Source organism: Burkholderia sp. MSMB1589WGS, from assembly GCF_001636105.1.
Lineage (GTDB): Bacteria > Pseudomonadota > Gammaproteobacteria > Burkholderiales > Burkholderiaceae > Burkholderia > Burkholderia humptydooensis.
Window position 1 is genome coordinate 917,159 of record NZ_LNJT01000007.1, and the last position, 22,498, is coordinate 939,656.

Here is a 22,498-nt window from a genome sequence, read left to right on the forward strand (position 1 = left end):
ACAGTTTATACGCCGCGCCCTTCACGCCACATCTTTGCGTGCGCGCCGGGCGGCGGCTCGACGGTCACAACCTGACTCAGGCGTCGCCGCCCTCCGACGCGTCGTCGTCGGTATCGGCGTCCGCCTCGGCGATCTGCTGCAGACCCGAAAGCTTGGTGCCTTCATCGAGGCTGATGAGTGTAACACCTTGCGTCGCCCGTCCCATTTCGCGAATCTCCGACACGCGCGTGCGGATCAGCACGCCCGCCGTCGTGATCAGCATGATCTGATCCTCGGCATCGACGAGCGTCGCGGCGACGACGCGGCCGTTGCGCTCGGACGTCTGGATCGCGATCATCCCCTTCGTGCCGCGGCCGTGGCGCGTGTACTCGGTGATCGGCGTGCGCTTGCCGTAGCCGTTCTCGGTCGCGGTCAGCACCGACTGCTCCTCGCTGCCCGCGACGAGCATCGCGATCACCTGCTGCGCGTCGTCGAGCTGCATCCCGCGCACGCCGCGCGCCTCGCGGCCCATCGGCCGCACGTCGTTCTCGTCGAAGCGCACCGCCTTGCCGGCGTCGGAGAACAGCATCACGTCGTGCGCGCCGTCGGTGATCGCCGCGCCGATCAGGTAGTCGCCGTCATCCAGGCCGACCGCAATGATGCCCTTCTTCATCGGGCGGCTGAACGCCTCAAGCGGCGTTTTCTTGACGGTGCCCAACGCTGTCGTCATGAACACGTACTTGTCCGCCGAGAATTCCTTCACGGGCAGCACGACGTTGATCTTCTCGCCGTCCTGCAGCGGGAACATGTTGACGATCGGGCGGCCGCGCGAGTTGCGCGAGCCCTGCGGCACCTCGTAGACCTTGACCCAGTACACGCGGCCGCGGTTCGAGAAGCACAGGATGTAGTCGTGCGTGTTCGCGATGAAGAGCGTCTCGATCCAGTCGTCCTCCTTCATCTGCGTCGCCTGCTTGCCGCGGCCGCCGCGCTTCTGCGCGCGGTATTCGGACAGCGGCTGCGACTTCACGTAGCCCGCGTGCGACATCGTGACCACCATGTCCTGCGGCGTGATCAGGTCTTCGGTGTTCAGCTCGGTCGCGTTCAGCTCGATTTTCGAGCGGCGCGCGTCGCCGAACTCCGCCTTCACCGCGGTCAGCTCCTCGCCGATCATCACCGTGATCCGCTCGGGGCGAGCCAGGATGTCCAGCAGATCCGCGATCTGCGCCATCACGTCGCGGTATTCGCCGATGATCTTGTCCTGCTCGAGGCCCGTCAGGCGCTGCAGGCGCATCTGGAGGATTTCCTGCGCCTGCGTGTCGGACAGCCGGTACAGGCCGTCGCCCTGCATGCCGAACGCCGGGCTCAGGCCCTCCGGCCGGTACGCGTCGCGCCCGCCGGCCGCCGCGTTCTCGGTTTCGGCGCGCGTGAGCATGTCGCGCACGAGCGACGAATCCCACGATTTCGCCATCAGCTCCTGCTTCGCGATCGGCGGCGTCGGCGCGGCCTTGATGATCGCGATGAACTCGTCGATGTTCGCGAGCGCGACGGCGAGGCCTTCGAGCACGTGGCCGCGCTCGCGCGCCTTGCGCAGTTCGTAGACGGTGCGCCGCGTCAGCACTTCGCGCCGATGCGACAGGAAGCACTGCAGGATCTCCCTCAGATTGAGGAGCTTCGGCTGGTTGTCGACGAGCGCGACCATGTTCATGCCGAACGTGTCCTGCAACTGCGTCGCCTTGTACAGGTTGTTCAGCACGACCTCGGGCACTTCGCCGCGCTTGAGCTCGATCACGACGCGCATGCCGCTCTTGTCGGACTCGTCGCGGATGTCGGAGATGCCCTCGAGCTTCTTCTCGTTGACGAGCTCCGCGATCCGCTCGAGCAGCGAGCGCTTGTTGACCTGGTACGGCAGCTCGTCGACGATGATCGCCATCCGCTGGCCGCGGTCGATCTCCTCGAAGTGCGTGGCCGCGCGCATCACGACGCGCCCGCGGCCGGTGCGATAGCCGTCGCGCACGCCGGCGACGCCGTAGATGATGCCGGCCGTCGGGAAATCGGGCGCGGGGATGATCTCGATCAGCTCGTCGACGCTCGCCTGCGGATTGTTCAGCAGGTACAGGCATGCGTCGACGACCTCGTTCAGGTTGTGCGGCGGAATGTTGGTCGCCATGCCGACCGCGATCCCCGACGAACCGTTGATGAGGAGATTCGGAATCCGCGACGGCAGGATGAGCGGCTGCATCTCGCTGCCGTCGTAGTTCGGGCCGAAGTCGACGGTTTCCTTGTCGATGTCCGCGAGCAGTTCGTGGCCGATCTTGGCCATCCGGATTTCGGTGTAGCGCATCGCGGCCGCGTTGTCGCCGTCGACCGAGCCGAAGTTGCCCTGACCGTCGACGAGCATGTAGCGCAGCGAGAAGTCCTGGGCCATCCGGACGATCGTGTCGTAGACCGCGGTGTCGCCGTGCGGATGGTACTTACCGATCACGTCGCCGACGATGCGCGCGGACTTCTTGTACGGCCGGTTCCAGTCGTTGTTCAGTTCGTGCATCGCGAACAGCACGCGCCGGTGCACGGGCTTCAAGCCATCGCGGACATCCGGAAGGGCACGACCGACGATCACGCTCATGGCGTAATCGAGATACGACTTGCGCATTTCCTCCTCGAGGGAGGTGGGCAGGGTCTCTTTGGCGAATTGATCCATGTATCCGTATCTTTTCGGAGCGAAGACGGGGCCGCCTTTCGCGTGGGCGCCGCTCGCGCGACGCAACACGCAATTCTAACATGCGCCCCAACCCGCCCCAACGCGGGCCCCTCTATATAAGAAAGGCGAAACTCGCGCGAGTGAATCGCCCGCCGCCTCGCTCCCCCGCCCGCCGATGCGCGCACAAAAAAACACAAAACGATTGGCGAAAGGTTCGCACTTCAAAAAATCCGCAATTTCCCGCCAACAGACTTGACAATTTTCGAAACATGCGGCAAGCGGTGTTGCACTCGCGCCACAATCGATAGAGCGATGTTAGGGTGGGGAGGATTTTTTTTCGTGGGAAGGGAACGATATGGCAAAATGCCAACGCACTGAAAGTTAGACGCTGCTCGAAGTCTACACAGAGCGGTGCCGCGTTTTTTGTGCCGCACCAATGTTATACTTCGAGCAATGTATGACTTGTCATCGTCAACAGGCTCGCAGTAAACCTGCGGTAATCTCAATTTCGAGAGGAGAAATATGAATAAACTTTCAAAGCTCGCGTTCATTGCAGCTACCGCAGTTATGGCTGCATCCGCTTCGGCACAGTCGGTGCCGGCGTCGCGACAAGCCGTGAATGACAACTGGGTGAATGGCACGGGCGAATGGGTGTGGATGAACGGCACGAACGAGCTCTGCTGGCGCGATGCGTTCTGGACGCCGGCCACCGCCAACGCGAAGTGCGATGGCGCACTGGTCGCCCAGGCACCGGCACCGGCCCCGGTCGCACCGGCTGCTCCGGTCATCACGAGCCAGAAGATTACGTACCAAGCCGATACGCTGTTCGACTTCGACAAGGCCATCCTGAAGCCGGCCGGCAAGCAGAAGCTTGACGAACTGGCCTCGAAGATCCAGGGCATGAACGTCGAAGTGGTCGTGGCCACGGGCTACACCGACCGCATCGGTTCAGACAAGTACAACGACCGTCTGTCGCTGCGCCGTGCGCAAGCCGTCAAGTCGTACCTCGTCAGCAAGGGCGTCCCGGCGAACAAGGTCTACACGGAAGGCAAGGGCAAGCGCAACCCGGTCACGGGCAACACGTGCAAGCAGAAGAACCGCAAGCAGCTCATCGCCTGCCTCGCACCGGACCGCCGCGTGGAAGTCGAAGTGGTCGGCACGCAGGAAGTGCAGAAGACGACCGTTCCGGCGCAGTAAGCCCCGGATCGAACGCATCTGCTTCAAAAGCCCCGCTTCGGCGGGGCTTTTTCATTGACGCGGCCCGGGCATCGCGCGGCCGCGTTCCTGGCGACCTCGCCCGCTTAGCTTATATACTCGTGGCTTGACGGGCGCGCCGCCGCCCTCTTTCCCGCATCCGCTTGCCGACATGACGAACGCCGATCCGCACGAACTCCAGAAATTCAGCGACCTCGCTCACAAATGGTGGGATCCGAACGCCGAATTCAAGCCTCTGCACGACCTCAATCCGGTTCGCCTGAACTGGATCGATGCGCACGCGCATCTGCCCGGCAAGCGCGTCGTCGACATCGGCTGCGGCGGCGGCATCCTGTCGGAATCGATGGCGTCGCTCGGCGCGCAGGTCAAGGGCATCGATCTTGCGACGGAAGCGCTCGGCGTCGCCGATCTGCACAGCCTCGAAAGCGGCGTGAGCGTCGATTACGAGGCGATCGCGGCCGAAGCGCTCGCCGCGCGCGAGCCGGGCGCATACGACGTCGTCACGTGCATGGAAATGCTCGAGCACGTGCCGTCGCCCGCGAACATCGTCGCCGCGTGCGCGACGCTCGTGAAGCCGGGCGGCTGGGTGTTCTTCTCGACGCTGAACCGCAACCTCAAGTCGTACCTGCTCGCCGTGGTCGGCGCCGAATACATCGCGCAGATGCTGCCGAAGGGCACGCACGACTATGCGCGCTTCATCCGCCCGTCCGAACTCGCGCACTTCGTGCGCGCGGCCGGCCTGCAGCTCGTCGAAATCAGGGGCATCACTTACCATCCGCTCGCGAAGCGCTTCGCGCTGTCGAACGACACCGACGTCAATTACCTCGTCGCATGCCGCCGCAGCACCTGACCCGCCACCCGCACCGATCCGCGTTCATGAGCTCTTCGTCGCCCTCCTTCGCCGCCCCGCCGTCCGTCGGGCCGCACCTCGACGCCTGCGAGGCCGTGCTGTTCGATCTCGACGGCACGCTCGCCGACACCGCGCCCGACCTCGCGGCCGCGATCAACAAGATGCAGCGCTCGCGCGGCGCCGCACAAACGCCGCTCGATGCGCTGCGTCCGCTCGCGTCGGCGGGCGCTCGCGGCCTGATCGGCAGCGCGTTCGGCATCGTGCCCGCGGACGCGGAATTCGATGCGCTGCGCGACGAATTCCTCGCCAACTACGCGGCGGACCTGTGCGTGCACACGACGCTCTTTCCAGGCATCGGCGCGCTGCTCGACGACCTGGACGCGCGCGGCGTGCGCTGGGGCATCGTGACCAACAAGGCCGCGCGGTTCACCGATCCGCTCGTCGCGCTGCTCGGCCTCGCGGCGCGCGCGGCGTGCGTCGTCAGCGGCGACACGGCGTCGCACCCGAAGCCGCATCCGGCGCCGCTGCTCCATGCCGCGCGGAGGCTGTCGCTCGCGCCCGAACGGATCGTGTACGTCGGCGACGACTTGCGCGACATCCAGGCGGGCAGCGCGGCCGGCATGTCGACGGTCGCGGCCGCATACGGCTATTGCGGCGAAGGCGCCGCGCCCGCCGACTGGCAGGCGCAGCATCTCGCCGAGACGACGGACGACCTGCAGCGGCTGCTGCGCGTGTTGCGCTATAATGTCTGATCCGCTGGGGGCGACCTGGTTTCGACAGGGGTTGTGAAGCGGCTAGGGCATGTCGAGGACCCGTCACCTCGTTAATCAATGGGAAAAACGTAACTGCAAACGACGATACGTTCGCACTGGCAGCCTAAGGGCCGCCGTCCTCTGCCTAGTTCACTGACGGGCTAGTGTCGCAAGACCGGTAGCAATACCGACAGAGGTCATATACGTCAGTTAAGCCTGTCCGGCGTCACGACGGCCGGGTCGAAAATCGAGTGAATCGCCGTAACGGAGCGTGTTCGTCCGCGACGTCACGGTTAAATCAAATGACAGAACTAAACATGTAGAACTGGTCGTGGACCGCTTCTGGACGCGGGTTCGATTCCCGCCGCCTCCACCACCCGACACCCCGAAAGCCCTTGTTCAACAAGGGCTTTTTCTTTTCGCCACGCTTTTTCGCCACTCTTCGCCACGCTCTTTTATCCGGCTCCGGCGATTTCACGCCGCGCCATCATCGGCCGGCGCAATGGCGCGGCTTGCGCGCCGCCGCTTCGCGCCATCGCCTCGCTTCATGCGCGAGCGCAATACAGCGGGTAATACACGATGGCCGGTGTTTTTGAACGTGGCAGGCTAGCTTGCCGGTCGTAGCGTCGGAACCGATTTCGTCCGAACGATGCCGCGTTCCGCTTGCCGCTCAATTCCTCAGGAATGAATCATGCGAATCCCCGAACTCGCGCTCTTCCTGCGTGCCTGGCTGCGCAATCCGCGGCAGGTCGGCGCGCTCGCGCCGTCCAGCCCCGCGCTCGCCGCCCTGATGACCGCCCAGATCCCCGGCGAAAGCGCGCGCGTGATCGAGCTCGGCGCGGGCACGGGCGTCTTCACGCGCGAGTTGCTGTCGCGCGGCGTCGCAGCGGAGCGGCTCGTGCTCGTCGAAGCCGATCCCGCTTTCGCCGCGACACTGCGCCGCCGCTTCCCCGCGCTGCGGGTCATGAACATGGATGCAGCCGAACTCGGCATCACGCACGGCCTGTTCGGCGACGCGCGCGCGAGCACCGTCGTCAGCGGCCTGCCGCTCGTCGCAATGCCGGTCGAGCAGGCGATCGCGATCGTGCACGGCGCGTTCGCGATGCACCTCGGCCCGGGCGGCGCGTTTTATCAGTTCACCTATCTGCCCCGCTGCCCGATTCCCGCCCGCCGGCTCGCGGCAATCGGCATTCGTGCGGAGCGCATCGGCATCGCGTGGGCGAACGTGCCGCCCGCAGCCGTCTATCGGCTGCAGCGCTACGCGGACTTCTCGGGGTCCCCGTCGTCGATCGGCCATTCGTGGCCGCGCGCGCAGCCGCCCTCGACGGCCGCGTGACGTCGCGCCGCGCATGCGCATCGTCAGTTCATCGGGCACTTCAGGTTGCAGCCGTTCGGGTCGCCCATGTCGCCCTTCCTGCGCAGGTCCGATTTCTTGCCGCTCTGATATTTCTTCGTCGGCGCCGACGCGGCGAACTGCATTTGCGGATGCTCGTTCAGCCGGAACTGGTCGTTCAGGATGCCGCCCGGCACGCCGGGCGAGTTCTGCGCGAACGCGGCCGTGGCGGCCGCGACAAGCGCGCCCGCCACAGCGGACGCGATGGCGAGTTGGGTCAGGAGCTTCATCGATGTCGAACGCCTGTCGGCGCTTTGGATCACACGAAAGGAAGCGGCAAGCGTAACGCAAATGCGCGCGCCTTGCAGCGCTGTTCGCGCAGCCGCTTCGTTACAGCAGATGACCGCCGGCGCGCGCATCGTCGGCCGTGCCCGCGAGGCCCGCCGCCACATCGACGAGCGTGCCGCACACGCTCGGATCGTAGCCGTCGAGCCGCGCGACGGCAGCGTGGTAGCCGTCGTCGCGCAGCAAAGCAAGCGCGCCCGCGAGCGGCGCGCCGCCGAGCCGCGAACGCTCGCACGCGAAGTAATAATCCTCGTCGACGATCGGAATGAAGTCGAGCCCGAAGTGGCGCGCCGCCGGCTCGACGCCGAAGCCGAGATCGGCCATCCCGCTCGCGACGAACGCGGCGATCGCCGAATGCGTGAGCTCCGCCGATGCATAGCCGTCGATCCGCTCCGGATCGATGCCGATGTCGCGCAGCGCGAGATCGAGCAGCATACGCGTGCCGGAGCCCGGCTGCCGGTTGACGAAGCGGATGTCGCCGCGCGCGAGGTCGGCGAGGCCCGCCACCCGCTTCGGGTTGCCGCGCGGCACGAACAGGCCCTGCTGGCGGCGCGTCAGGTGGATCAGCACGTGATCGGCATCGTCGAGCCACGGCCGGTAGATCTGCGCGCAGGGCGCGCGAAACGCGCCGCGCGGCAGATGAAAGCCCGCCAGATCGCATTCGCCGCCCGCGAGCGAGCGCATCGCCTCGACGCTCTCGCGGTACTTGATGTCGACGGGCGAACCGGCTTCGACGAGCGCGGACACGAGCGCCGCAACCGCGTAGCCGTGCGACGCGTGAATTCGCAGCGCGCCCGCGTGACGCGCGAGCCGCCGGTTGAGCCCGCTCGCGACTTCCGCCGCGAGCGCGCGCAGGTTGCCGTCGAGACGCTCGCGGGCGAGCCGCTGCGCATCGACGACCGCCTGCCCGAGCTCGGACAGCGACGAACCCTTGCCGCGCACGGTTTCGATCAGCGCGCCGCCGACGCACGCCTCGAACGCGCGCAGCAGCCCCCACGCGTGCCGGTACGACAGCCCTCTCGCGTCGGCCGCCTGCGCGATGCTGCCCGCCGTCGCGACGAGCTCGAGGAGCGGCGCCACATCGGTCAGGCTCGCCGTGCGGCCGTCGGTGTCGCGCACGATCAAATGCGCGTCGCATTCGACTCGAATCATTTATGCAATCCTGTTTCCTATTGCGACCGTCATTCTATCGATTTATCGTTGATACACATCAATATCTCAAGGTCTGTTTGCGCTCTATATGAACCATAAGCGCATATATGGCTTCGGAGGAGGCAACAGGATGTCCCCCAGTTCCGTCGCGCCCGACGCGCTCGTGCGCGCGCATGCGCAACCCGGCAGGTCGCTCGTCGCGATCCTGCACGCGATCCAGGACGACGCGGGCTACGTGCCGCCCGCGTGCGTCGAGCCGCTCGCGAAAGCGCTCAACCTGTCGCGCGCCGAAGTGCACGGCGTGCTGACCTACTACCACCATTTCCGCACCGCGCCGCCCGCGCGCGTGACGATCCGGCTCTGCCGCGCGGAAGCGTGCCGCAGCATGGGCGGCGAGGCGCTCGTCGCGCACGCGCAGGCGCGCGCCGGCTGCCGGATCGACGGCGGGCACGGCGGCGAGGTCGCGCTCGAATCGGTCTATTGCCTCGGCCTTTGCGCGCAGTCGCCGTCGCTCACGATCAACGACGAGCCGCATGCCAGGATGTCGCCCGCGCGCTTCGACGCGCTCTTCGACGCGGCCGTCCGCACGGAGGAGCCCGCATGAGCACGCGCATCCATGTGCCGCGCGATTGCGCGGCGCTCGCGGTCGGCGCGGACGCGCTCGCGCGCGAGATCGAGGCGGAGGCGGCGAAGCGCGGCGTCGCGATCGAACTCGTGCGCAACGGCTCGCGCGGCCTTCTGTGGCTCGAGCCGCTCGTCGAAGTGGGCATCGCGGAGGGCCGCGTCGGCTACGCGAACCTCACGCCGGCCGATGTCCCCGCGCTCTTCGACGCCGGCTGGCTCGACGGCGGCGAACATCCGGCGCGCGTCGGCATCGTCGACGAAATTCCTTATCTGAAGCGCCAGCAGCGGCTCACGTTCGCGCGCATCGGCATCACCGATCCCGTGTCGATCGACGACTACGTCGCGCACGGCGGCCTGGCGGGCCTGAAGAACGCGCTCGCGCTCGACGGCGCCGCCGCGTGCGAGACGCTCGTCGAATCGGGCCTGCGCGGACGCGGCGGCGCCGCGTTTCCGGCGGGCATCAAGTGGCGGACCGTGCGCGAAGCCGCGGCCGCGCAGAAATACATCGTCTGCAACGCAGACGAAGGCGATTCCGGCACGTTCTCCGATCGCCTCTTGATGGAAAGCGATCCGTACTGCCTGATCGAAGGGATGATCATCGCGGGCGTCGCGACGGGCGCGACGGTCGGCCATATCTACGTGCGCAGCGAATATCCGCACGCGATCGCGGCGTTGGGCGAAGCGATCGCCCGCGCGCGCGCGGCCGGCTGGCTCGGCGCGAGCGTGCTCGGCACCGCGCACGCGTTCGAGCTGCACGTCGCGAAAGGCGCGGGCGCGTATGTCTGCGGCGAAGAGACGGCGCTCCTCGAATCGCTCGAGGGCAAGCGCGGCGTCGTGCGCGCGAAGCCGCCGCTGCCCGCGCTGTCGGGGCTCTTCGGGCAGCCGACCGTCATCAACAACGTGATCACGCTCGCGACCGTGCCGATCATCTTCGCGCGCGGCGCGGCGTTCTATCGCGACTACGGGATGGGCCGCTCGCGCGGCACGCTGCCGTTCCAGCTCGCGGGCAACGTGAAGCGCGGCGGGCTCGTCGAGCTCGCATTCGGCGTCACGCTGCGCGAGCTGCTGTTCGACTTCGGCGGCGGCACCGCGAGCGGCCGCCCGGCGCGCGCCGCGCAGGTGGGCGGCCCGCTCGGCACCTACCTGCCCGACAGCCAGTGGGACATCCCGCTCGACTACGAGGCGTACGCGGCCGTCGGCGCCGTCGTCGGGCACGGCGGCATCGTGCTGCACGACGACACGTCGAACCTCGCCGCGCTCGCCGAATACGCAATGCACTTCTGCGCGCTCGAATCGTGCGGCAAGTGCACGCCGTGCCGGATCGGCTCGACGCGCGGCGTCGAGACGATCGCGAAGATCCGCGCGGGCGACACGTCGGAAAAGCAGGTGCGCCTGCTGCGCGACCTGTGCGACACGATGACCGCGGGCTCGCTCTGCGCGATGGGCGGCATGACGCCGTACCCGGTGTTGTCCGCGCTCGACCACTTCCCCGAAGATTTCGGCCTCGCCGCGCACGCGAGCGGCGCGGCGCCCGCCACGGCCTGACAGCAGGAGCCCCGATGACCTCTTCCGCATTCGATTCGTCCCGGCAAGGCTGCGGCTCCGGCCAGTGCGCGTGCAAGAGCGCGGCGCAAGCGCGCCGCGCCGATCCGTTCGACGACACCGACTACGGCACCCCGAAGCGCCACGCCGACGCCGACGTCACGCTCGACATCGACGGCCGCACGGTCACGGTGCCGGCCGGCACGTCGGTGATGCGCGCGGCGATCGAGGCCGGCATCAACGTGCCGAAGCTCTGCGCGACCGATTCGCTCGAGCCGTTCGGCTCATGCCGCCTGTGCCTCGTCGAGATCGAGGGCCGGCGCGGCTATCCGGCGTCGTGCACGACGCCCGTCGAGGCCGGCATGAAGGTGCGCACGCAAAGCGACCGGCTGCAGGACCTGCGCCGCAACGTGATGGAGCTCTACATCTCCGATCATCCGCTCGACTGTCTCACGTGCGCGGCGAACGGCGATTGCGAGCTGCAGGACATGGCGGGCGCGGTCGGCCTGCGCGAGGTGCGCTACGGCTTCGACGGCAAGAACCATCTGAACGACGCGAAGGACGAATCGAATCCGTACTTCAGCTACGATCCGTCGAAGTGCATCGTCTGCAATCGCTGCGTGCGCGCGTGCGAGGAAACGCAGGGCACGTTCGCGCTGACGATCGCCGCGCGCGGCTTCGAATCGCGCGTCGCGGCGAGCGCGGACGAGGCGTTCATGGATTCGGAATGCGTGTCGTGCGGCGCATGCGTCGCCGCGTGCCCGACCGCGACGCTCGTCGAGAAGAGCGTCGTGCGGCTCGGCCAGCCCGAGCACGAGGTCGTGACGACCTGCGCGTACTGCGGCGTCGGTTGCTCGCTGAAGGCGGAGATGAAGGGCGAGCAGGTCGTGCGGATGACGCCGCACAAGAACGGTCAGGCGAACGAAGGCCACGCGTGCGTGAAAGGCCGCTTCGCGTGGGGCTACGCGACGCACAAGGACCGCATCACGAAGCCGATGATCCGCGAGAAGATCACCGATGCCTGGCGCGAAGTGAGCTGGGACGAAGCGATCGGCCATGCGGCCGCGCGGTTCCGCCGCATCCAGGACAGGCACGGCCGCGATTCGATCGGCGGCATCACGTCGTCGCGCTGCACGAACGAGGAGACGTACCTCGTGCAGAAGCTCGTGCGCGCGGCGTTCGGCAACAACAACGTCGATACCTGCGCGCGCGTCTGCCATTCGCCGACGGGCTATGGCCTGAAGGTCACGCTAGGCGAATCGGCGGGCACGCAGACGTTCGCGTCGGTCGGCTCGGCCGACGTGATCGTCGTGATCGGCGCGAATCCGACCGACGGCCATCCGGTGTTCGGCTCGCGCCTGAAGCGCCGCGTGCGCGAGGGCGCGAAGCTGATCGTCGTCGATCCGCGCCGGATCGATCTCGTCGATGGCCCGCACGTGAAGGCCGTCCATCATCTGCAATTGCGCCCCGGCACGAACGTCGCGCTCGTCAACGCGCTCGCGCACGTGATCGTCACCGAGGGCCTCGTCAACGAGGCATTCGTCGCCGAGCGCTGCGAGCCGCATGCGTTCGACGTGTGGCGCGCGTTCGCCGCGCAGCCCGAGAACTCGCCCGAGGCAACCGCGGACGTCACCGGCGTGCCGGCCGACGCGGTGCGCGCCGCCGCGCGCCTGTATGCGACGGGCGGACGCGCCGCGATCTTCTACGGGCTCGGCGTGACCGAGCATGCGCAGGGCTCGACGATGGTGATGGGCATCGCGAATCTCGCGATGGCGACGGGCAACCTCGGCATCGAGGGCGCGGGCGTGAACCCGCTGCGCGGGCAGAACAACGTGCAGGGCTCGTGCGACATGGGCTCGTTCCCGCACGAGCTGCCCGGCTACCGGCACATCGGCGACGCCGCGGTGCGCGCGCTCTTTGACGAAGCGTGGTCGACGACGCTGCAGCCGGAGCCCGGCCTGCGCATCCCGAACATGTTCGACGCGGCGCTCGACGGCAGCTTCAAGGGCCTCTACTGCCAGGGCGAGGACATCGTCCAGTCGGACCCGAACACGCAGCATGTCGCGGCCGCGCTGTCGTCGCTCGAATGCCTCGTCGTGCAGGACATCTTCCTGAACGAAACCGCGAAGTATGCGCACGTGTTCCTGCCGGGCGCGACCTTCCTCGAGAAGGACGGCACGTTCACGAACGCGGAGCGCCGGATCTCGCGCGTGCGCCGCGCGATGAAGCCGCTTTCCGGCTACGCGGACTGGGAGGTGACGCTGATGCTGTCGCGCGCGCTCGGCTACGACATGCATTACGCGCATCCGTCCGAGATCATGGACGAGATCGCGCGTCTCACGCCGACGTTCGCGGGCGTGTCGTACGCGCTGCTCGACGAGCTGGGCAGCGTCCAGTGGCCGTGCAACGACGCGGCGCCCGAAGGCACGCCGACGATGCACGTCGATCACTTCGTGCGCGGCAAGGGCAAGTTCATGATCACGCAGTACATCGCTTCGCCGGAGAAGGTCACGCCGCGCTATCCGCTCATCCTGACGACAGGCCGGATCCTGTCGCAGTACAACGTGGGCGCGCAGACGCGCCGCACGGAAAATGTCCGCTGGCACGGCGAGGACCGGCTTGAGATCCATCCGCACGACGCGAACGATCGCGGGATCGGGACGGGCGACTGGGTCGGCGTCGAATCGCGCGCGGGGCAGACGGTGCTGCGCGCGCTCGTCACCGAGCGGATGCAGCCGGGCGTCGTCTACACGACGTTCCACTTCCCGGAATCCGGCGCGAACGTGATCACGACCGACAGCTCCGACTGGGCGACCAACTGCCCCGAGTACAAGGTGACGGCCGTGCAGGTCGCGCCCGTCGCGCAACCGTCCGAGTGGCAGCGCGCGTACACGCGCTTTCGCGCGGAGCAGCTCGCGCTGCTCGAGCGGCGCACGGCGGCGGGCGCGCCGGCAACGGCATCGGGCAAGTGAGGTCGACATGGAAAGCCGACATCTGATCGACATGGCGAACCAGATCGGCGCGTTCTTCGCGTCGATGCCGGATCACGACGAGGCGGTCGCGGGCATCGCAGACCACATCCGGCGCTTCTGGGAGCCGCGGATGCGCCGCGCGCTCCTCGCCGCGCTCGACGATCCGCATGACGAGACCGCGCAAAGCGTCGCACCGATCGTTCGCGAGGCGATCGACAGGCACCGCGCGTCGCTCGAGCCGGCGCCTGCCTCGCCCGTCGCGCCGCACGCCGCGTAGGACGGGCGCAGGCGCTGCGCCCGCCGGGCGCGCCGTCGTCTTCAGCCTTCGAGCCGCATTCCCGAGAACCACGTCTCGCAATGGCGCAGCAACGCGTTCGCATCGGTCGCCGGGCGGCCGCGCGCGGCGACGTAGCCGTCCGGGCGCAGCAGGTAGAACACGGGCCGCGCGCGCCCGTACGCATCGGCCAGCAGCGGCGCGCCCTCGCCTTGCGCATCCGTCACGCGCCAGCAGCGCACCGCGCCCGGCATGATCCGCTCGAGCGCGTCGGCGAGCGCGCGGCCGTCCTCGCCGGGGTCCGACGGCAACGTGTCGTCAATCGCCTCGCGCGGCTCGAGCACGAGCAGCGTGAAATGCGCGGGATCGTGCAGATCGAAGAGGCGCGCGACGCCGGGCGCCTTGCCCAGCGGCCCGTCGAGCACCTGCACGAGCGCGTCCGGCGCGCGCTCGCCCGCGCGCGGCCCGCCGTCGAGCACGCGCTCGAGCGTGAGCGGGCTCTTCCGATACTGGATCGCGAGCTCGCTGACCGTGCGGCGCGCCGCATCGCGCAGCGGCCCGAACGACGCGAGGATCGGCACGACGTGATCGCGCAGCAGCTTGAGCGGCCCGCGGTCCGCCTCGACGAGCTGTGTCGCGAAGCTCGTCTGCCGCAGCATGTCGCGCTCGATCGGATGGCGCTCCGCGTGATACGTGTCGAGCAGCCGCTCGGGCGCGTTGCCGGCCAGCACGCGCGCGAGCTTCCAGCCGAGATTGAACGCCTCCTGGATACCCGTGTTCATCCCCTGCGCGCCCGCCGGGCTGTGCACGTGCGCCGCGTCGCCCGCGAAGAACACGCGCCCGACGCGCAGCTTCGCGACCATTCGGCTGTGCAGATGAAAATACGACGACCACGCAAGATCGCCGATCTTCAGATCCGGCGTCACGCGCGCGCGCACGATTTCGCGGCACAGGTCGAGCGACGGCCCGTGCTCGTCGTCGAGCGCGCCGTTGCGCGGCGGCCGATCGGCGACGAGCCGGTAGCGGCCGTTGCCCATCGGAAACAATCCGGCAATGCCGTCGCCCGTCGTGAACAAATGAATCTCGTCGTCCGGCCAGTCGGCGCCGACGTCGAGATCGGCGAGCATGAACGTCTGCTCGAACGCATGTCCGACGAAATCGACGTCGAGCAGACGCCGGACGGTGCTGTGCGCGCCGTCTGCCGCGACGACGTACGACGGCTGCAGACGCTCGTCGCGGCCGTCGCCGTGGCGCAGCCGGACGTCGAGCGCGCCTTCCGGCTCTCCGCAGTGCGTGAGCGTCACGCCGCGCTCGACGTGGACGCCGAACGTCGCGAGATGCTCGGCCAACAAACGCTCGGTGACGGTCTGGTCGAGAAACAGCAGGTACGGATAGCGCGTTTGCAGCGGATCGAAGTCGAGCTCGGCGATACGCTGCCCGGCCGAGTACAGGATCGCGACGCGCGCGCGATGGCCGAGCTCGACGAACCGGTCGACGACGCGCTGCTGCTCGAGGAGCTCGAGCGTTCGGGCCTGGATGCCGATCGCGCGCGAATGGCGCGCGGGCTGCGCCGCCTTGTCGACGATTCGCAACGGCACGCGGGCGCGCGCAAGGCAAAGCGCGGCGGCGAGCCCGGTCGGCCCGGCGCCGACGATCAGCACGGGAGGCGTGGCGAGCGGAACGACTGCCATAAGGACCTCGTCGATACGCAACATCCGCAGTCTACGCCCGCCGCCGCACCGCATCCATAGCGGGCGGCCGCACCGGTGGATTCGGCCGGCGCGGTTCGAGGTATGGGAAAATGCGGGGTTTCCCGTTTGTCCCGCGTCATGGAATCCGCTTTCGACCGCGCGTTCGCCGCGCACCGCGCCGGCCGGCTCGACGATGCCGAGCACGGCTACCGGGCGGCGCTCGCCACCAATCCCGCCGATGCCGACGCGCTGCACCTGTTCGGCGTGCTGCGCCATCAGCAGGGCCGGCACGAAGAAGCAGCCGATCTCGTCGGCCGCGCGGTGGAGTTGCGCCCGAACGACGCGGCGCTGCAACTGAACCTCGGCAACGCGTTCAAGGCGCTCGGCCGGCTCGACGAAGCGATCGAGCGCTTTCGCAACGCGCTCACGCTTGCGCCGGAGTTTCCGCTCGCGCATTACAACCTCGGCAACGCGTACGCGGCGCAGGAGCGCCACGACGACGCGGTCGACGCGTTCGAGCGCGCGCTCGCGCTCACGCCCGGCGACGCGTCGATCCACAACAACCTCGGCAACGCGCTCAACGCGCTCGGCCGGCACGACGGCGCGCTTGCGGCGTTTCGCCGCGCGCTCGCACTGCGCCCCGGCCACGCGGGCGCGCACAACAACCTAGGGATGGCGCTCGCCGCGCTCGGCGATACCGACGAGGCGGTCGCGCATTTTCGCGCGGCGCTCGCCGCCGAGCCGCGCTTCGTCGCCGCGCATTTCAATCTCGGCAACGCGCTCGACGCGGTCGGCCGGCATGCGCAGGCGCTGCGCGCGTTCGAATCCGCGCTCGCGCTGCAGCCGCGCTTCCCGCTCGCGCTGTTCGGGCTCGCGAACGCGCTCGCGGCGCTCGGCCGCCATCGCGACGCGCTGCCGCATTACGAGCGCGCGGTCGGGCTCGATCCGTCGTTCGTGCTCGCCTGGCTCAACCTCGGCACCGCGCATCACGCGCTCGGCGCGCACGAGATGGCGCTGCGCGCGTTCGATCAGGCGCTGCGGCTCGATCCGTCGCACGCGCTCGCGCAAATGCATCGCGCGGTCACGCTGCTCACGCTGCGCGACTTCGCACGCGGCCTGCCCGCGTACGAAGCGCGGCATGCGCTGCCGGGCGCGGCGCCGCTCGGGCCGCTGCCGCGCTGGCAAGGCGAGCCGATCGCGGGCCGCACGCTGCTCGTGCGCGCCGAGCAGGGCTTCGGCGACACGCTGCAGTTCGTGCGGCTCGTGCCGCTCGCGCGCGCGCGCTGCGCGCGGCTGATCCTGCAAGTCCAGCCCACGCTGCTGCCGCTCGTCGCGCCGATGGCCGCGCGCTGGCGCGTGAGCGTCGTGTCGGCCGATGCGGCGCAAACGCCCGCCGCTGATCTCGTCTGCCCGCTCCTGAGCCTGCCGTTCGCGCTCGGGCTCGAATACGACTCGATCCCGTCTCGCACGCCGTATCTCGACGTGCCCGACGCCGCGCGCCGCCGTTTTCGCGGCTCGCTCGGCGGGCAGGCGAAGCGCAAGCTCGGCATCGCATGGTCCGGCAGCGCGCAGGTGCAGGAGAATCGCGCGTTGCCGCTCGATGCGCTCGCGCCGCTCTTCGCGCTCGCCGGCATCGACTGGATCGTGCTGCAGCCGACGCTGACGGATACCGAGCGCGCGGCGCTCGACGCGCATCCGGATGCGGCTCGCATCCATCGGCTCGACGGCCTGACCGATTTCGCGGCGACGGCCGCGCTCATCGATCGGCTCGACGGCGTCGTCTCGATCGACACCGCGGTCGCCCACCTCGCGGGCGCGCTCGACAAGCCGCTGTGGCTGATGCTGCCCGTCGCCGCCGACTGGCGCTGGAGCACGGGCAACGACAGCCCGTGGTATCCGCGCGCGCGGCTCGTCCGGCAATCGGAGCCGGGACGCTGGGACGACGTGGTCGCGGCCGTCGCGGGCGAGATCGCACGCGGGTGACGGCGCGCGCGCATTCGTGCGTGCCCCTTTTGACCGTATGAGCTTCGCGTCCAGGATGCGTCCGACGGGATTCGCCCTCTCGCCCTCTCGCTTTCTCGCCGCGACATGATCGATTCGTCGATGCTGCGCTCGCACGCCCTCACGGCTCGCGGCTTGCCCCGGCGTCTTCGCTGCGCGCCCACGCCAACGTTTCGCCCGAACAAAAACGGAGCGCGACGCGCTCCGTTTTCCGATTCGCCGACGACGGCCCGCTCGCGGCGGGCCGCCCGTCCGCTCAAGTCGTCTTGTACTGCTTGCGCGCTTCCGGCGACCGGTACAGCACGAGCGTCGCGATCAGCCCGCAGATCGCGGCGAGGCCGAGCCAGAGCCCCGGCGCCGCCTTGTTGCCGGTCTCGTGGATCAGCAGCGTCGAGATCGCCGGCGTGAAGCCGCCGATCGTCGTCGCGAGGCTGTACGCGAGCGAGAAGCCCGCGGTGCGCACGTCGGCCGGCATCGCCTCGGTCAGCGCGACGACCATCGCGCCGTTGTACGAGCCGTACAGGAACGACAGCCACAGCTCGACGGTCAGCAGCCGCAGGAACGACGGCGAACCGACGAGCCACTGCATCGCCGGATACGCGGTGAGGATCGTGAGCGCCGTGAACGCGATCAGCACCGGGCGACGTCCGATCCGGTCGGACAGCGCGCCCGACAGCGGCAGCCAGACCAGGTTCGACAGCCCGACGCAGACGGTCACGACGAGCGCGTCGGTCGCCGACAGGTGCAGCACTTCCTTGCCGAACGTCGGCGTGTACGCGGTGATCATGTAGAACGACACGGTCGTCATGATGACCATCCCCATGCCAGCGAGCACGACGCCCCAGTTTTCGAGCATCGACTTCATGATCTCGCCCATGCTCGGACGGCGGCGCTTCGCGAGAAACTCGTCGGTCTCCTTCAGCGAGCGGCGGATCAGGAACAGGAACGGCACGATCAGGCAGCCGATCAGGAACGGGATGCGCCAGCCCCACGACGTCATCTGCTCGACGGGCAGCGCGCGGTTCAGCAGCACGCCGACGAACGCGGCGAACACGACGGCCACCTGCTGGCTGCCCGACTGCCACGACGTGTAGAAGCCCTTGTTGCCCTTCGTCGCGATCTCCGACAGGTACACCGACACGCCGCCCAGCTCGACGCCCGCCGAGAAGCCCTGCAGCAGGCGGCCGAGCAGCACGAGAACCGGCGCGAGCACGCCGATCGTCGCGTACCCCGGAATCGTCGCGACGGTCAGCGTGCCGAGCGCCATCAACGCGAGCGTCAGGATGAGGCCCTTGCGGCGGCCGTGATGGTCGATGTACGCGCCGAGCACGATCGCGCCGACGGGACGCATCAGGAAGCCCGCGCCGAACACCGACAGCGACAGCATCAGCGAGGCGAACGCGTTGCCGCTCGGAAAGTAGGTCTTGGCGATCGCGGACGCGTAGTAGCCGTAGACCATGAAGTCGTACATTTCCAGGAAGTTGCCGCTGACGACGCGGAACACGGTCCTGGCCTTGGATTCCTGCTGGATTGCGGGGGACGCGGTAGTCATGTCTCTCTCGATAAGGCTGCGCCGCGGCTGCCCCGAGGGCGGCGCACGGCGCATGTCACATCGTGTTTCTTGCCCCGGCGCGCCGGGGGCCGCGCAGATCGATGATGCGCTGCGCGGCGTCCGCCATCTTACTGCGAACGACGGCGAGATGCGTCAAAGCGCCGCTTGCGAAGCAATCCGAAAGGCATTTGAAAAAAAGCGCTTTTCGAGTCCTTTTACACGTCTTCTTACGCGCGGCGCGATCGCGCGATCATCCGGCCGACGCTCCGGACGCCGAACGAACGACGGGCCGCACCGAAGCGCGGCCCGTCTCTTTCCTGCTCGCGGGGAAATCGCGTCGCGCCGGCTACAGCCGCGTCTCGCGCGCCGCGCGCAGGAACGTGTCGAGAAGCGGCGTGCAGTCGAGCAGCTCCGGGCCGCCCGCGCGATGAAACTCCGGATGCCATTGCACGCCGACGACGAACGGCGCGCGGCGATAGCGGACCCCTTCGATGATCCCGTCTTCCGCCGACACCGCCTCGATGTTCAGATCGCGGCCGATGTCGCGGATCGCCTGATGGTGGATCGAATTGACGATCGCCTCGCGGCGGCCGGGGAACATGTTCGCGAGCGTCGAGCCGTCCGGAAAGCGGATCGCGTGCCGGTGCTGGTCGTAGTGCTCGCTGACGTGCGCGCCCGCGGTCGGCACGTCGGTCGCGATGTCCTGATAGAGCGAGCCGCCGAACGCGACGTTGATGAGCTGGCAGCCGCGGCACACGCCGAGCACCGGCTTGCCCGACTCGATGAACTCGTGCAGCAGCTCGAGCTCGTACATGTCGCGCACGCGATCGCCGGGCCATTCGGGACGCGCGTCGGACGCCGCGTAGGTCTGCGGCGACACGTCGGCGCCGCCTTGCAGCAACAGACCGTCGAGATGCTTCGCGTAGTCGCGCAGCCGGATGTTGCTCGGATGCAGCATCCCCTGATGGCCGACCGTCGGAATCATGAACACGAGCACGTCGCGCGACATCACCCAGTGCGCAATCGATTCCTCCAGATACTGCAGCGTCTTGCCGCGCAGCCCCGGCGCGCCCACCTCCGGATGGAAGATGCGCGCCGACACGCCGATGCGCAGCGTGCGCTGCGTGATTCGCTGCCCGGCGCGGTCGAAGAGCCGCCGCGCGCGCGCCGCGATGATCCGTCCGAACACCGACCACGGCGTGTCGCTCTGTTTCAGGTAGGCGGGCGGCGCAGGCGCGGCCGCGCTCGCGGGCGGCGGGCGCGACGTCTCGAAATCGGGTTGCGCGCCGAAGCCCGGCGGCGGCGAGCCGGCTTTCGCGTGCGCGGCGGAGCCTGCGGCGCCCGCCGCCGATGCGCCTGCGCTCGTCGCGCCCGAGGGCGCGGCGGCAGGCGCGCCGTGCGCGGTTGCCGCCGGCTCCACGGCCGCGCCGCCCGCCGCAATGCCGGGCGCGCCGGGCTCGGCGATCGTGCCGGTCGGCGCCGAGCCGGGATCGCCGACGTCCTGCGCGGCGGCGATCTGCGCGGCGAACGCGCCGACGTGAACAGTCGCGCCCGCGGGCGGTTTGTCGGAGACGGGAGACGGCGCGGAAGCCGGGCCGGCGTGCCCGGAGGGCGTCGCGGCGGAAGAAGAGGAAGAACCGGACTGGTCGGCTCTTGCGGACGTGTTTTCGCTCATGACGAAGGTCTAGCGCGTCGGTCACGCGGAGAATCAACAAAGATTCATTATGCTTCAGTACACGATCGACGGCAAACCGACAGAATTTCGTCAATATTGTTGCAACGCTGTGTCGAATTCACGCCGACGCGCGTTGCAATTGCGCGACGACACGCACGATTCGACGTGCGATTCGACCGACGAAACGACGCGCGGCGGCATCGCAACGGCAGCGGCGCGACAAGGCGCGCCACGCGAGCGCATCGACTTCGCGATTTCATGCCCGGCTCGCGACCCTCGCCTCCGCGACGCACCGCTGTTCTACAATGCGCGAACCCGCCCGCCGCCCTCCATCGCGCGGCTTCGCGACGCGCCGGAGCGTTCCGGGCCGCTTCGCGCGGCGCTTCGCCAACCCGATCCAGCCCGATACCGCCATGACCACTTTCGCCCCCTTCCCGCCGCTCGCCCGACTCGCCGCCGACCTCGCCGCCGGCACGACGACGAGCCGCGCGCTCGTCGAAGCCGCGCTCGAACGGATCGCCGATCCGGCGGGACAAGGCGCGCTCGCATTCACCGAGGTCGACGCGCAAGGCGCGCGCGCCGCCGCCGACGCGCACGATCGCCTGCGCGCGGCGGGCACCGTGCTGTCGCCGCTCGCGGGCATCCCGGTGTCGGTGAAAGACCTGTTCGACGTCGCGGGCCAGGTGACGCGCGCGGGCTCCCGCGTGCTAGCCGACGCGCCCCCGGCGGCCGCCGACGCCGTCACGGTCGCCCGCCTGAAGCGCGCGGGCGCCGTGCTCGTCGGCCGCACGAACATGAGCGAGTTCGCGTTCTCCGGCCTGGGCCTGAATCCGCACTACGGCACGCCGCGCTCGCCGTACCGGCGCGGCGTGCCGGGCGACGAGCGGATCGCGGGCGGCTCGTCGTCGGGGGCGGCCGCGTCGGTTGCGGACGGCATGGCGGCCGTCGCGCTCGCGACCGACACGGGCGGCTCGATCCGGATTCCCGCCGCGCTCTGCGGGCTGACGGGCTTCAAGCCGACCGCGAGCCGGATTCCGAAGCAAGGCGGCGTGCCGCTGTCGACGACGCTCGATTCGTTCGGCCCGATCGGCGTATCGGTCGCGTGCTGCGCGCTCGTCGACCGGATTCTCGCGGGCCTCGAGCCGCACGTGAGCGCCGCGCGGCCGCTCGAAGGCGTACGGCTGGGCTTGCTGACGAACTACGTGACGGATGGCGTCGACGCGCACGTCGCGGCGTCGCTCGACGCCGCGCTCAAGCATCTCGAGGCGGCGGGCGCGATCGTGTCGGACGCGCGCTTCGCGCCGCTCGACACGCTGCCCGACATCAACCGCTTCGGTTTCGCTTCGATCGAGGCGTACGCGTGGCATCGCCCGCTCGTCGCGCGCCACCGCGACGCGTACGATCCGCGCGTGCTCGCGCGCATCCTGAGGGGCGAGCCGGCGAGCGCCGCCGATTACCTCGATCTCGTCGCCGCGCGCGCGGCGCTCATCGACGAGGCGGCGCGCACCGTGTGGCAGCGCTTCGACGCGCTCGTCGCGCCGACGGTGCCCATCGCGCCGCCGCGCATCGCCGAGCTCGAACAGGACGACGACGCGTTCACGCGCATGAACGCGCTCGTGCTGCGCAACCCGAGCGCGTTCAATTTTCTCGACGCGTGCGCGCTGTCGCTGCCGTGCCATCCGCGCGACACAGCGCCCGTCGGCCTGATGCTCGCCGCCGCGCCGCACCACGACGACGCGCTGCTCGCGATCGGCCAGGCGGTCGAAGCGTTGCTCGCGACGATTCGCTGAGCGCCGCTTGCGCGCCGGATGCCGCGCCGTCGGAAAGCGGCGCGGCGTTCGCG

General features: G+C 68.9%; 16 protein-coding genes and 1 other RNA gene. 11 read left to right on the plus strand and 6 right to left on the minus strand.

The window, feature by feature from the left end:
- Window positions 1-76: 76 nt before the first annotated feature.
- Complete coding sequence (gyrA, locus tag WT16_RS12190) at window positions 77-2,677, minus strand: DNA gyrase subunit A (protein ID WP_063533414.1); 2,601 nt, start codon at window positions 2,675-2,677, stop codon at window positions 77-79.
- Window positions 2,678-3,199: 522 nt separating this feature from the next.
- Here gyrA and ompA point away from each other — a divergent pair.
- From ompA to WT16_RS12215, 5 genes are all read left to right on the plus strand, one after another.
- Window positions 3,200-3,874 carry an outer membrane protein OmpA gene (gene ompA, locus WT16_RS12195; RefSeq protein ID WP_006025709.1) on the plus strand — a complete coding sequence of 225 codons (675 nt, stop codon included), beginning with the start codon at window positions 3,200-3,202 and terminating at the stop codon, window positions 3,872-3,874.
- Between the two features lie 169 nt (window positions 3,875-4,043).
- Window positions 4,044-4,742: a bifunctional 2-polyprenyl-6-hydroxyphenol methylase/3-demethylubiquinol 3-O-methyltransferase UbiG gene (gene ubiG, locus WT16_RS12200; RefSeq protein ID WP_063533415.1), complete on the plus strand. Its 699-nt coding sequence runs from the start codon at window positions 4,044-4,046 to the stop codon at window positions 4,740-4,742.
- Between the two features lie 26 nt (window positions 4,743-4,768).
- Window positions 4,769-5,494 carry a phosphoglycolate phosphatase gene (gene gph, locus WT16_RS12205; RefSeq protein ID WP_009916803.1) on the plus strand — a complete coding sequence of 242 codons (726 nt, stop codon included), beginning with the start codon at window positions 4,769-4,771 and terminating at the stop codon, window positions 5,492-5,494.
- Window positions 5,495-5,500: 6 nt separating this feature from the next.
- Window positions 5,501-5,870: a transfer-messenger RNA gene (gene ssrA, locus WT16_RS12210) on the plus strand.
- Between the two features lie 315 nt (window positions 5,871-6,185).
- Window positions 6,186-6,830, plus strand: coding sequence for an rRNA adenine N-6-methyltransferase family protein (locus tag WT16_RS12215; RefSeq protein WP_006025659.1), 645 nt, complete (start codon window positions 6,186-6,188; stop codon window positions 6,828-6,830).
- A 23-nt stretch (window positions 6,831-6,853) separates the two neighbouring features.
- Here the strand turns inward: WT16_RS12215 and WT16_RS12220 are convergent, their stop codons facing one another.
- Both WT16_RS12220 and WT16_RS12225 read right to left on the minus strand, forming a co-directional pair.
- Entirely contained in the window at window positions 6,854-7,117 is a 264-nt protein-coding gene (locus WT16_RS12220) for a hypothetical protein (RefSeq protein ID WP_063533416.1), read from the minus strand.
- A 100-nt stretch (window positions 7,118-7,217) separates the two neighbouring features.
- A complete protein-coding gene (locus tag WT16_RS12225) occupies window positions 7,218-8,324 on the minus strand; it encodes a substrate-binding domain-containing protein (protein ID WP_009913262.1) in 1,107 nt (368 codons plus the stop codon).
- Window positions 8,325-8,454: 130 nt separating this feature from the next.
- Here WT16_RS12225 and WT16_RS12230 point away from each other — a divergent pair, with 130 nt between their 5' ends.
- Genes WT16_RS12230 through WT16_RS12245 form a run of 4 tightly spaced genes read left to right on the plus strand, consistent with a single transcriptional unit; the run spans window position 8,455 to window position 13,739 of the window.
- Window positions 8,455-8,928 (plus strand): NAD(P)H-dependent oxidoreductase subunit E, encoded by a 474-nt coding sequence (locus tag WT16_RS12230; RefSeq protein WP_015600799.1) that lies wholly within the window; start codon window positions 8,455-8,457, stop codon window positions 8,926-8,928.
- Window positions 8,925-10,493, plus strand: a complete 1,569-nt coding sequence (locus WT16_RS12235; protein WP_063533417.1) for a formate dehydrogenase beta subunit — start codon at window positions 8,925-8,927, stop codon at window positions 10,491-10,493. Before WT16_RS12230 ends, WT16_RS12235 begins: the two co-directional genes overlap by 4 nt.
- A 14-nt stretch (window positions 10,494-10,507) precedes the next feature.
- On the plus strand, window positions 10,508-13,462 hold the full coding sequence (fdhF, locus tag WT16_RS12240; RefSeq protein WP_063533418.1) for a formate dehydrogenase subunit alpha: 2,955 nt from the start codon (window positions 10,508-10,510) through the stop codon (window positions 13,460-13,462).
- A 7-nt stretch (window positions 13,463-13,469) separates the two neighbouring features.
- Window positions 13,470-13,739, plus strand: a complete 270-nt coding sequence (locus WT16_RS12245) for a formate dehydrogenase subunit delta (RefSeq protein WP_059934058.1) — start codon at window positions 13,470-13,472, stop codon at window positions 13,737-13,739.
- Window positions 13,740-13,780: 41 nt separating this feature from the next.
- On the opposite strand, the gene WT16_RS12250 is transcribed toward WT16_RS12245, so the two are convergent.
- On the minus strand, window positions 13,781-15,427 hold the full coding sequence (locus tag WT16_RS12250) for an FAD-dependent monooxygenase (RefSeq protein ID WP_063533419.1): 1,647 nt from the start codon (window positions 15,425-15,427) through the stop codon (window positions 13,781-13,783).
- Between the two features lie 138 nt (window positions 15,428-15,565).
- On the opposite strand from WT16_RS12250, the gene WT16_RS12255 reads away from it, so the two are divergent.
- A complete protein-coding gene (locus tag WT16_RS12255) occupies window positions 15,566-17,410 on the plus strand; it encodes a tetratricopeptide repeat protein (protein WP_063533420.1) in 1,845 nt (614 codons plus the stop codon).
- A gap of 274 nt (window positions 17,411-17,684) precedes the next feature.
- On the opposite strand, the gene WT16_RS12260 is transcribed toward WT16_RS12255, so the two are convergent.
- A complete protein-coding gene (locus WT16_RS12260; protein WP_006025650.1) occupies window positions 17,685-18,980 on the minus strand; it encodes an MFS transporter in 1,296 nt (431 codons plus the stop codon).
- Window positions 18,981-19,326: 346 nt separating this feature from the next.
- Window positions 19,327-20,655, minus strand: coding sequence for a type 1 glutamine amidotransferase (locus WT16_RS12265; RefSeq protein ID WP_059934063.1), 1,329 nt, complete (start codon window positions 20,653-20,655; stop codon window positions 19,327-19,329).
- Window positions 20,656-21,068: 413 nt separating this feature from the next.
- Here WT16_RS12265 and WT16_RS12270 point away from each other — a divergent pair, with 413 nt between their 5' ends.
- Window positions 21,069-22,445: an amidase gene (locus tag WT16_RS12270; protein WP_063533851.1), complete on the plus strand. Its 1,377-nt coding sequence runs from the start codon at window positions 21,069-21,071 to the stop codon at window positions 22,443-22,445.
- Window positions 22,446-22,498 lie beyond the last annotated feature (53 nt).